Annotated in this window: 10 protein-coding genes and 1 other RNA gene; 10 read left to right on the top strand and 1 reads right to left on the bottom strand. The window is 49.9% G+C overall.

From position 1 onward, the window contains the following. Positions 1–47: 47 nt before the first annotated feature. From ssrS to AB840_RS06785, 10 genes are all read left to right on the top strand, one after another. A non-coding RNA gene (ssrS, locus tag AB840_RS16020) (6S RNA) lies at positions 48–227 on the top strand. An 86-nt stretch (positions 228–313) separates the two neighbouring features. Further along, positions 314–1633, top strand: a complete 1320-nt coding sequence (locus AB840_RS06745) for a replication-associated recombination protein A (RefSeq protein WP_048514071.1) — start codon at positions 314–316, stop codon at positions 1631–1633. A gap of 19 nt (positions 1634–1652) precedes the next feature. Further along, positions 1653–4145, top strand: a complete 2493-nt coding sequence (locus tag AB840_RS06750; protein WP_048514072.1) for an FtsK/SpoIIIE family DNA translocase — start codon at positions 1653–1655, stop codon at positions 4143–4145. A gap of 78 nt (positions 4146–4223) precedes the next feature. Beyond that, positions 4224–4622: a helix-turn-helix domain-containing protein gene (locus tag AB840_RS06755; RefSeq protein WP_234984883.1), complete on the top strand. Its 399-nt coding sequence runs from the start codon at positions 4224–4226 to the stop codon at positions 4620–4622. Positions 4623–4631: 9 nt separating this feature from the next. Further along, positions 4632–6509: a YgiQ family radical SAM protein gene (locus tag AB840_RS06760; RefSeq protein WP_078791726.1), complete on the top strand. Its 1878-nt coding sequence runs from the start codon at positions 4632–4634 to the stop codon at positions 6507–6509. A 15-nt stretch (positions 6510–6524) separates the two neighbouring features. Then, a complete protein-coding gene (locus tag AB840_RS06765) occupies positions 6525–7568 on the top strand; it encodes an ABC transporter substrate-binding protein (RefSeq protein WP_048514073.1) in 1044 nt (347 codons plus the stop codon). 1 nt (position 7569) lies between these two features. Further along, positions 7570–8904 (top strand): 30S ribosomal protein S12 methylthiotransferase RimO, encoded by a 1335-nt coding sequence (gene rimO / locus AB840_RS06770; RefSeq protein ID WP_048514074.1) that lies wholly within the window; start codon positions 7570–7572, stop codon positions 8902–8904. Positions 8905–8918: 14 nt separating this feature from the next. Beyond that, positions 8919–10172 carry a competence/damage-inducible protein A gene (locus AB840_RS06775; RefSeq protein WP_048514075.1) on the top strand — a complete coding sequence of 418 codons (1254 nt, stop codon included), beginning with the start codon at positions 8919–8921 and terminating at the stop codon, positions 10170–10172. 9 nt (positions 10173–10181) lie between these two features. Then, on the top strand, positions 10182–11243 hold the full coding sequence (recA, locus tag AB840_RS06780) for a recombinase RecA (RefSeq protein ID WP_048514076.1): 1062 nt from the start codon (positions 10182–10184) through the stop codon (positions 11241–11243). 3 nt (positions 11244–11246) lie between these two features. Continuing rightward, positions 11247–11669, top strand: coding sequence for a regulatory protein RecX (locus AB840_RS06785; protein WP_048514077.1), 423 nt, complete (start codon positions 11247–11249; stop codon positions 11667–11669). 316 nt (positions 11670–11985) lie between these two features. On the opposite strand, the gene AB840_RS06790 is transcribed toward AB840_RS06785, so the two are convergent. After that, on the bottom strand, positions 11986–12312 hold a 327-nt coding region (locus AB840_RS06790), incomplete at its 5' end, for an IS30 family transposase (protein WP_048514078.1).

Consider the following 12312-nt stretch of genomic DNA (forward strand, 5'->3'; position numbering starts at 1 on the left):
TCAAGGCTTGATTTTTTCTATATATTTTATTATACTAAGGTCAAGAGAAAGCCCTACTGTGTGCGTAAAATGGTCTCGATGTTTTGAACCAACATCTTTTACATTGGGAGTTCGGACTCTGTGTCTGCAAAGCAATGCCTTCACTGGACTGCTGAACGTCATAGGAGAACACCCACCTGCTTAGGCAGGCTCAAAACTCGATTTATAAACGGCATAGTGGGGATTCTTTTTCTTGTTTTTTATAATTTATTCTGATGTACTTTCGCCGCTAAGATACCTTGGCGGCGTTCTATTTAATCTGGGGAGCAAACAAATGAACGGAGACGATCTTTTTTCCATAGCTGATGAACAGCAGGGCAGCCGGTTTGAACCACTGGCCGTGCGTATGCGTCCCAAAACGCTGGATGACCTGTATGGACAGGAGCCCTTAGTAGGACCGGGGAGCTTTCTGCGATCAATGATAGAACGGGATACGATCCCGTCCTTATTATTGTATGGCCCGTCCGGTGTAGGCAAGACGACACTGGCTCATGTGATTGCGGCGGAGACGCACAGCCGGTTTGTCAGTGTCAATGCCGTGGCGGCCGGTACGGCAGAGCTGCGCAAGCTGATCCGGGAGGCTCAGGATGCCGTTCATTTGTATCAAAAACGAACAATTTTATTTATTGATGAAATTCATCGTTTCAATAAAGGCCAGCAGGATGTATTGCTGCCTTATGTAGAAGATGGCACGGTTATCCTCATTGGTGCAACAACAGAAAATCCATATTTTGAAGTCAACCGGCCCCTGCTGTCGAGGCTTCGCATTATGCAGCTGGAACCGCTGACGGAAGATGCTGTGGCTGCCGTGCTAACGCGGGCGCTTGGCGATGCTGAAAAGGGCATGGGCAGACTGCGTATTACGGCTTCGGAAGATTTGATCCGCACGCTGGCACGGTTGGCTGGCGGAGATGCCCGCATAGGGCTTAACCTGCTGGAACAAGTCTGCATGATTGTCCCTGCCGGAGGTGCGCTGACACATGAAGATGTGGAAAAGGTCGCCGGGCACCGGGTTTATACGTATGATAAAAAAGGGGATGCCCACTATGATACGATTTCGGCATTTATCAAAAGCATGCGCGGCTCCGATCCCGATGCGGCTCTTCACTATCTGGCACGTATGATCGAGGCAGGGGAACCGCCATCCTTTATTGCCCGGAGGCTGGTGATTTGTGCTGCTGAGGATGTGGGTCTGGCAGATCCGCAGGCCCTTGTGATTGCCAATGCGGCCGCTCAGGCAGTACAATTAGTCGGTTGGCCGGAAGGACGTATTATTTTGTCAGAGGCGGTTATTTATGTGGCTTGTGCCCCTAAAAGCAACAGTGCCTATATGGCTGTTGACGCAGCTATCGGCGATGTACGCCGCGGCGGCTGCGGTGATATACCGCCTTATTTACGGGACAGCCATTATACTGGTGCAGCAGACTTGGGACATGGCACGGGATATCAGTATCCGCATTCATTTCCTGATGGATGGGTAGCGCAGCAGTATTTGCCGGAGCCGTTGAAGGATAAAATATATTATCAAGAGGCGGCATACGGAAAAGAAAAAGAAATGACTGCCCAATGGCATAAGCGCCGGGGCGGCAAGTAAGCAATAGAAGGTGAATAGATTGGCACAACGAACAACTCGCAGGACGGCACGTCCGCGGACAACTGCCGCACATAAAAAAATACGGACAAGTAAAAAAAATGCCCCCCTGTTGAAATTTGAAATCATTGGACTGGGTTTTATCTTTTTGGGCATTTTTGCAACGATAGGAATTATCGGCGTGGATACAGGCAGTGTAGGGAATGGTATAGATGATATATTGTCATATGGCTTCGGTATGGGGCGGATTGCTGTATCACTGGCACTTATTGTGCTGGGACTCAAGTATATTATGCTTCGCAAAGCCATGCCTCTCACGAAAAGCTGGGCTGTCGGTGCCTGGGTATATGTCGTATTGCTGAGCATTGTTCATCTTTTCAGCATTCCTGATGGAGCGGAATTTGTGCCGGTCAGCCTGCGTGCCGGCGGCGGGGTGCCGGGAGCGGTTATCGCTTCGGTGACGCGGGAATTTTTCGGACAATTCGGTGCCGTACTAGTATTGTTTATTGCGTTGGCAGCAACTATACTAGCTTGGAAAAAATGGTCTATTTCCAAGCCGGTAACGATGGTATCTGATAAAGCCTCCGAGGAAGTATCGAGAATGTCCGGACGGGCTGTTGAGGGGCTTCAGGAAGCATCACACTCTATTCGAGAATGGCACGAACGGCGTCGTATCTTTGATCTTCAAAAGGAAGAAGCCAAGGCTGCTCTTGCTTCTTCACAGGTCGAGGAGGGCGTCGAGGAAATACACATTGATGAAGGCCGAAAAGCAGCACCGCCGCAATGGGAACCGGCAGACGAAGAGCCCATCTATAATGAACAAGAAACGACTCCCTATGCGGAATATACGGAATCAGAGGCCGTATTGGATACTGCCTCTGACGAGGCAATCGTTTCAAGGCCGGAAGAAGATATATCGGAAAGCGACATATCTTCTCAGAATAAGGCGGCCGGTGCGGTCTCTCTTGCAGAACAACAAGATGTTATGAATGAAGAATTGGCCGATTTAAAACCGGTGGAAATAGAAAAAACGTCTACGGCCGTTGAAGTCGGCAAGACCGGCATGAGTGCTGTACCGAAAGCGCAGGGGGAACATACCTACCGTCTGCCGCCTCTTGCCATTCTGAAGCCGGGTAAGGAACACGCTGCCGGCATCAGTGACGAAGTGCGGCAGAATGCCCGTATACTGCAGGAAACCTTGCAAAGCTTTAATATCGACGCCAAAATGATGAATGCCAGCCAGGGACCGTCGGTCACAAGGTATGAATTAGAACCGGCAGCTGGCGTCAAGGTTAGCAAAATTGTTCATTTAGCGGATGATATAGCGCTTAAACTGGCAGCAACGGATATTCGCATCGAAGCGCCTATTCCCGGAAAAGCCGCGGTCGGCATTGAAGTCCCGAATAAAAAACTGACCGGCGTCAATCTCCGCGATGTCCTTGATACAGACGAATTTAAATTAGCGGCGGGGGGTGTTCCCGTCAGTCTCGGAAAGGATATTGCAGGCAACCCGGTTATTGCCGATCTGACAAAAATGCCGCATCTTCTGGTCGCTGGGTCTACCGGGTCCGGTAAAAGCGTATGCATAAACACCTTTATTGCCAGCATGCTTTTCAAGCAGCGTCCGGAGGACGTTAAACTGATTCTTATTGATCCCAAGGTTGTGGAACTGTCCAATTATAACGGCATTCCACACCTGCTGACGCCGGTCGTAACAGATCCTAAAAAAGCAGCCAGTGTCCTTCGCTGGGCCGTCCGGGAAATGGATGACCGGTACAAACGGTTTGCCCTTACCAAGACGCGTGATATTTCCCGCTTTAACGAACTGCATCCCGATGAAGCCATGCCATTTGTTGTTATCATTATCGACGAATTAGCGGATTTGATGATGGCGGCTTCCAGTGATGTGGAAGATTCGATCTGCCGGCTGGCACAAAAAGCCCGGGCCTGCGGTATGCATCTGGTTCTGGCGACGCAGCGTCCGTCGGTAGATGTACTGACAGGCTTGATTAAAGCCAACGTACCGAGTCGTATTGCTTTTGCCGTATCGAGCCAGATTGATTCACGCACGATTCTTGATATGGCCGGTGCAGAAAAGCTTATTGGGAAAGGAGATATGCTTTTTTATCCCATGGGAGCTTCTAAGCCGCTGCGCGTACAGGGCGCTTTTATTTCGGATTCGGAAATTGATCAGATGGTAGAATTTATCAAACAGCAAGGAAGGCCTCACTATGACGAAGCCGTCCAAAAAGCACAGGCGGAAGCACAAGAGGGCGGCGGCACCGATTTTTTTGAAGACGATCTGATGGCCCAGGCCATTGATATGGTATTGGAAACAGGTCAGGCTTCTGCCTCCATGCTGCAGCGCCGTTTTCGGATCGGCTATACGAGAGCGGCTCGTATGGTAGACACGATGGAAGCTATGCATATCGTAGGACCGAATAACGGCAGCAAGCCCAGGGACATACTGATGTCGGCTGAAGAAGTGCAGCAGACGTATTTAGCGCATTCGTAATATGTAATAAGAGCCTTACTTTCACCTTTCCTCTATATGTTATATAATAAAGATTATATATCCGAAGGGGGATGATTTTTGTTGGCATCTGTAGGAGAGATGTTGCAGGAAGAGAGGATACGGCAGAAGCGGACGCTAAAAGAAATTTCCGATGCGTTGAATATAAGACAGAACTATCTGGAAGCGGTAGAGGCGAACCAATATGCCATAATTCCCGGCTCTGTTTTTGCCAAGGGATTTATTCGAAACTATGGGAATTATCTGGGGCTGGACGGCGCGGCACTGGTGGATGAATACAAGGCATCTGTTGAAGAGAAGACACCGCGGCCGGAAGTACGTACGGTCGTTCTGCCAAAGAAAAAAAAGGAACGGCGTGTTGAATCAAAAAGGAAAGGGAGGCAGGGAAAATGGCCGGAAATTACTATTATTGCCGGTGTTGTTATTTTTCTTCTGCTTATTCTGTGGATTTTATTATAAAGGAGTATTATGGCCAACAGATTTTTAGTAACCAGCAGAGAAGATATGAAAAGCCGCGGCTGGGATCAGCTTGACTTCGTCTACATTAACGGCGATGCTTACGTCGATCATCCCGGCTTTGCCGCTGCCGTAATCGGACGCGTTTTAGAAAGCCGTGGCTATCGTGTTGGGATCATTTCTCAGCCGGACTGGCACAGCGCAGAACCCTTTAAGGTATTGGGAAAACCGCGTCTGGCAGCTCTTATTACAGCGGGCAATCTTGATTCTATGCTGAACGAAAAAACTGCGGCCAAAAAATTCCGCAGCCGGGACAATTACTCGCCCGGCGGAGAACCGGGACATCGTCCTGAACGAGCGACTATTGTGTATGCCAACCGTATGCGTGAGGCCTATAAGGACGTGCCTATCGTTATTGGCGGCATCGAAGCCAGCCTGCGTCGTTTTGCTCATTATGATTATTGGTCTGATACGGTACGGCATTCTATTTTGCTTGACAGTAAGGCTGATATATTGAGCTATGGCATGGGGGAGCATTCTGTCGTCGAAATCGCTGATGCGCTGGCAGAAGGTAAAACGGTGCCTGAAATGTATAATATCCGAGGTATTTGTTACACGGCAAGCCATGCGCCTATATCAGAGCATACGGTTCTCTGTCCGTCCTACGAAGAAGTTAAGGCAGATAAAAATGCGTTTTCCAAAGCGTTTAAAATGCAATATGAAGAACAGGACCCATATTATGGAAAAACGGTTATCCAGCCTTCAGAAAATCGCTTTGTCGTACAGACTCCGCCGGCGCTGCCGCTGACGACGGCAGAAATGGATGCCGTGTATGAACTGCCCTTTCAGCGGCGCTGGCATCCTGATTATGACCAAGCCGGCGGCGTACCGGCTCTGCAGGAGGTTCAATTCAGTCTGACGAGTCAGCGCGGCTGCTTTGGCAACTGTCATTTTTGCGCGATTGCCAGTCATCAGGGACGTATTATTCAGCACCGCAGTCATGAATCACTGCTGCGGGAGGCAGAAAAAATGACGAAGCTGCCTGAGTTCAAGGGATATATTCATGACGTGGGAGGGCCGACCGCCAACTTCCGTCATCCGGCTTGTGCCAAACAGCAGAAAGTCGGAGCTTGCCGGAATACGCACTGCATAGGCAGTGCGACTTGTCGCAATTTGGATACATCACATGAGGATTATATGCGTCTTCTCAAAGAAATACGCAGTGTTCCGGGCGTGAAAAAAGTGTTTGTCCGCTCCGGCCTGCGCTATGACTATGTATTGGCGGATCATAACAAGAAATTTGTTGAAGACCTCTGCCGGTATCATGTGAGCGGACAGCTCAAGGTGGCACCGGAGCACGTCGTCAAGCACGTAACGGATCTCATGGGTAAAGCCGATATACAGGCTTTTTTGAAATTTAAGGATTGGTTTGATGAGGCCAATCGTAAAATCGGCAAAAAGCAATATCTTGTGCCGTATTTTATGTCCAGTCATCCGGGCTGTACCTTGCAGGACGCCGTGGCTTTGGCAGAATTTCTGCGGGATATGCATATGCACCCTGAGCAGGTGCAGGATTTTATTCCGACGCCGGGCAGTCTGTCGACGGCGATGTATTACACGGGGCGGAACCCGCTGACGGGACAATCGGTGTACGTGGCCCGGCGGCATGAGGACAAGGAAATGCAGCGGGCCCTGATGCAATATTACAACCCGGCTAATTATGATATCGTCTATAAGGCGTTGTGCCTGGCCGGAAGGCGTGATCTTATCGGCTACAGTACGAAGTGCCTGATCCCGCTGCGGCGCCGTCAGAGCGCCTTTCAAAGAGGAAAAACGGCACTTCCGGATCATAGACCGCGCCGTCCGGTGACAAAAGGGAAAAAACGTTAAAATAAGGTGAAGGAAATGAAAAAATATTTGCCTATTGTGGCCGTAATTATATTTATTCTGGCTCTGCTGGGATTTAGCAATCATGTCATGGAACAGCAAAAACTGCAGGAGGCACAGGCCGCATATGAGGAAGAACGCCATCTGCTGGTCTATTCTGATATGCCCGATGATGTCAATGCCGGATTGGCACAGGCATTTTACAAGCGGACGGGGATGCGTGTCCAGATACAATCCAAAACAGACGATCAAATCGGAGATCTGCTGGGGAGCGCGGCGGAACGGCAGCCGGATGTGATTCTGGCTTCGGAACCGATGCTGCGCCGGCTTCAGAAACAAGAAATCTTAAAACCCTTTGCGTCGGAGCAGACCGAGACGGTTCCGTATGCCTTTAAAAGTGCGGATGGGTATTGGACAGGTTTGTGGCTGGATCCCATCGTTTTTGTTGTCAGTAAAGAGTATTATGCCCAAAAAGGGCTCCATATACAGAATTGGGATGATTTGCTGACGGATCCGATGCTGCGGCTTGCCTTTCCCGATCTGGCTTCGATGGATATGGCAGGTGATTTTTTGTGCTCCTTTGTGGAAATGAAGGGAGTCGATGCGGCAGGTCTGTATCTGCGGGCTTTGCAATCTCATGTGGCGGCATATTCTAAATCCATGTCGGTCAGTGTGCGGCGTGTGGCCAGCGGGGAGGCTGATATTGGTGTCGTCGACGCCGCTATGGCCCGTCAGTACAAGCACGACGGCGCACCCTTGTATATCCTGTATCCCCAGGATGGGACCTCCTATTGGCTGACCGGCGCCGCTGTGACGCAGTGGTGCGCAGAGGATGAACTGGCAGCTTCCTTTATGAACTGGCTTTTTTCGGCAGATGTAGAGGCGATTCTGCGCCGTAATCATATTTTTCTGACCTATGCCAGTGAGACAGCACCGCAGGAAGCGGATGCCAAGGGGCAGAAGCTGGTGCTCTTCCCTGTGAAAAAACAATATACGGATGCAGGCCGCAAGGAACTGCAGGATTGGTGGATCAAAACCATTCGATTCGGAAAGGAACAATAAATTGGAAAAAATCGGCTTTGTCAGCTTAGGCTGCTCTAAAAACCTGATAGATACGGAAGTCATGCTGGGAATTCTGCGCGACCGCCACATGGAAATTACAGAAGACCTGTCTGCTGCGGATATTATTATCGTCAACACCTGTACTTTTATTGAAAAGGCGAAGCAGGAATCGATCAATACCATATTGCAGGCGGCCCGCTATAAAGCAGAAGGCCGCTGCGGCATGCTTATCGTTACAGGCTGTCTGAGCCAGCAATATAAGGAAGATCTGATGAAGGAAATGCCTGAAATCGATGCCCTTTTGGGAACCGGCTCATGGGATCGTGTCTGGGAGGCCATTGGTACGGTTCGCAAGGGGCGTAAAGCTTGTTTTATGGATAATGTAAGCCATCTATATGATCAAAAAACGAGCCGCCTTCGGATGACCCCAGCGTATAGTGCTTATGTCAAAATTGCTGAAGGCTGCAACAACGGCTGTACCTTCTGCATCATTCCGCAGGTGCGCGGGCGTCTGTACAGCCGGTCTGTCCCCTCTGTTGCGGAAGAAGTCCGCATGCTGGCGGCCGACGGCGTTCAGGAGATCAATCTGATTGCCCAGGACACAACCAGCTATGGTGTTGATACCGCTGGTCGGCCCTTGCTGCCGGAGCTGCTTCGGGAACTGGTCCGAATCGACGGAATCCGTTGGATACGGCTTTTTTATTTATATCCTCATTATTTTACAGATGAATTGATGGACCTTATTGTGACAGAAGATAAAATCTGTCCCTATGTGGACCTTCCGCTGCAGCACATTTCACAGACGGTGCTGCGGCGGATGAATCGCCGTGACACGAAGGAAGACATACTGAATTTGGTGAAAAAACTGTGTGCTCATGGCCGGAAACTGACACTGCGGTCTACGTTTATTGTCGGGTTTCCCGGCGAAACAGATGAAGAATTTCAGGAATTATGTGATTTTGTAGAAGCCGTAAAATTTGATGATGTCGGTGTCTTTACCTATTCACGCGAAGAAGGAACCGCGGCAGCACAGATGTCTGAGCAGATTCCGGAAGAAGTAAAGGAAGAACGGTATCATACGCTGATGGCGATTCAGGCCAAGGTATCAGAGCAGCGCAATCAAGAACTGGAGGGCTCTTTGCATACCTTTCTTGTCGAAAAAATAACAGAAGAAGACGGTGTGCGTCAAGCGGCAGGACGGATTGAGGTGCAGGCTCCCGAGGTCGATGGGCTGACCTATCTGGAGGATGCGGGCAGCCTTCAGCCGGGCGACATGGTTCCGGTCCGTATTGCTCAGGGTTTTGCTTACGATCTGGTTGCTGAGCTTGCAGAATAACGAGGTGAAGTCATATGTTAGTTGAAATCGTGACGACAGGGTCAGAATTGCTTCTGGGTGAAATTGTCAATGAAAATTCACGGTATTTATCACAAGAACTGAATACCCTGGGCTATTCTGTCGTGTATCATACTACGGTCGGAGACAATCCGGATCGCATGGAGCAGGTACTGCGCACGGCCCTGGCTCGTGCCGATATGGTGATCACTACCGGCGGTCTGGGGCCGACGCAGGGCGATATGACAAAACTTATCGGGGCTAAGGTAATGGGGCTTCCCATGGAATATCATCCCGAAATATCGGCAGCCATTCGCCAATGGGTACATGAACATCATCCAGAACGTGATATGACAGCCAATCAGGAGCGGCAGGCCATGATTCCGGCCGGGGCGGCATTCTTTTCCAACGAAGCAGGCACTGCCCCCGGCGTTGCCATGCAACATGGCGGCAAGATGCTCGTACACCTGCCGGGACCACCGCGGGAAATGCGCTGGATGTATGAGCAGCGGCTCAAACCATACCTGCTCAGAACCTTTGGGTCCCAGGGCTACATCAAGTCTGTATACGTCAAGATCTATGATATGGGTGAAGCCTTTATCGAAGAAAAATTGATGGATTTGGTGCAGCATCAGTCCAATCCGACCTTGGCTATGTATGCCCGGCCCGGTTTTGTGGAAGTGCGCATTACAGCCAGAGCCGCAACGGAAGCCGCCGCTGCCGTGCTGCTGCTGCCTCTGGAAAAAGAACTGCGTCAACGTCTGCACCGTACTGCCGTAGCCTATGATCAGGAGACGATGGCCGATGTATTGGGCCGGGAGCTGCTCAAACGCGGCTACACGATCAGCGCTGCCGAATCTTGTACGGGCGGTCTGGTTGGCTCACTCATTACGGATGTGCCTGGGGCATCTGCCTATTTTCGCGGCTCTGCCGGTACATATTGTGATGAAATGAAACAGCATATACTTGGTGTTGCCACAGAGACATTGCGTACTTATTCAGCAGTCAGTCCGCAGACGGCCGGTGAAATGGCCCAAGGCAGCCGCCGTCTCTACCGTGCTGATATAGCTGTCAGTACGACAGGGCTTGCCGGCCCGGACGGTGGGACGGCGGAACAGCCGGTAGGACTTGTGTATACCGGTATAGACGGTCCCTGGGGCACGATCGTGCGCAAGGACATATATCCGGGCGATCGCACGGAGATCAAACGCCGTGCGGCAGCGCGGGCTTTGTATTATGTAGTTCAATATCTATTAGAAAACACAAAATAGGAGATACTTATGGAAGCGAAACAAACTGCACTTGAAAATGCCATGCGTAAAATCGAAAAAGATTTTGGCAAGGGCGCGATTATGCGTCTCGGTGATATTGCTGACAAAATGAATCTGGAAGTCATTTCGTCAGGCTCCCTGGCTGTCGACCTGGCAGTCGGTGTCGGCGGCTATCCCCGCGGCCGGGTCATCGAAATCTACGGACCGGAATCTTCCGGGAAGACAACGCTGGCTCTCCATGCCATCGCATCGGCACAAAAGAGCGGCGGGATTGCCGCCTTCATCGATGCGGAACATGCCCTGGACCCGGTCTATGCCCGTCATCTTGGCGTGGACACGGCAGAACTTCTTATCTCGCAGCCGGATAACGGTGAGCAGGCTCTGGAAATAACGGAAGAATTGGTGCGCAGCGGTGCCGTGGATATTATTGTCGTCGACTCCGTGGCGGCGCTGGTCCCGAAAGCTGAAATTGAAGGCGAAATGGGGGACTCCCATGTGGGTCTGCAGGCCCGGCTGATGAGTCAGGCGCTGCGGAAGCTGACTGGGATTATTTCCAAATCTAAAGCGATTGTCATTTTTATCAATCAGCTTCGTGAAAAAGTCGGCGTCATGTTTGGCAATCCGGAAACAACGACAGGCGGCCGGGCGTTGAAATTCTATGCATCCATCCGCATCGACATTCGCAAGGGTGAGGCGATCAAATCAGGCGGTGATGTTTTGGGCAACCGGGCCCGTGTCAAAATCGTCAAAAATAAAGTAGCCCCTCCGTTCCGGAACTGCGAAGTAGATATTATGTATGGTACCGGGATTTCCCGGGAAGGGACCATTCTGGATCTGGCTTCGTCCATGGAGATCATCGAAAAAAGCGGTACATGGTATTCATATAAAGGAGAACGGCTGGGACAGGGAAAAGAAAACGTCAAAGCTTTCCTGAAGGATCATCCGGAAATTTCCAACGAAATTGAAAAGATCATTCGGGATACGCTGGCGGCCGAACCGGAAAAATTTGAGGAAGTGATGGTGGAAGCGCCGCAGACGGAAGAACTGACGCCGGAGCTGCCGGAAGCCTAACCTATGAATCGCCAGGAAACATATGCGCAGGCGCTGCGCCTTCTTAACATCCGGTTTCTCAGTGAAGGTGAGCTGAGAAAAAAGCTGTGTCGCAAGGGGGCGGATGATGAGAACATCAGAGATGTAATGGAGCTGCTCAAACGAGAGCATTTTATTGACGATATGCGGCTGGCTCGCGATGTGTATCGCTATTATGCCGCCAAGGGGCAATACGGGCATCTGTACATTACAGGGCGCCTGCAGCGGCGCTGTCTTCCCGTACCGGAGGATGTTGAGCGGCCCGATGAGTATGGCGCCGCCGCGGCATTGGTAAACAAGCGTTTTTCCGGAAATAATACAGACAAACGAAAAATAGCCCGGTTTCTGCAATATCGGGGATTTTCTGTGTCAGTTATACGAGATATACTGATGCATGATGACGAATAAACGTGTAATAGGCACGAAAGAAGAATTGTCAATATAAGGCAGCCCTTCTTTCGTGTCTTTTTATGATTTTATCGGAGATACGGCTATGTAAGTATGGAAAATACATGGGCTCCTAATGAGGATGCGGCACGCGATGTTTCATTCTCTGGATTTCAAAAAAACTTGATGTTCTCAAAATGAAATATATGCGGCATATGATGTGTGTTCGGATAATATAATTTTGAAAAAATGTCCGAATGGATCATTTTTATGTCTGAATGGAATAGAAGGAATTCTAAAATTGCAAGTTCAAATTGAACACCTTTAACCAAATAATTTAAGCTGCATAGACGGTATCTAAATAAGCTTCAAATAAATCATCAGGCGTATCATACTCAAGGGACTTTCTAGGTAATGAATTCATATCCTCTGCAAACCAGAGAATCTGCTCAGCAGAGTAGTTTTCGATAGACTTTCCTTTAGGTACGTACTTTCTGAAAATGCGATTGTGACGCTCATTTTGAGCTCTCTCACAAGAGCTATATGGATGAGCAAAATATACCATTATACCATATCGTTCTAACTGAGATAATTCCGCAAACTCAGTTCCGTTGTCTGCTGTAATTGTTTTAAATACAGTAGCAAATTGTGATCCATAATATAT

The sequence above is a fragment of the Megasphaera cerevisiae DSM 20462 genome (genome assembly GCF_001045675.1).
GTDB lineage: Bacteria > Bacillota > Negativicutes > Veillonellales > Megasphaeraceae > Megasphaera > Megasphaera cerevisiae.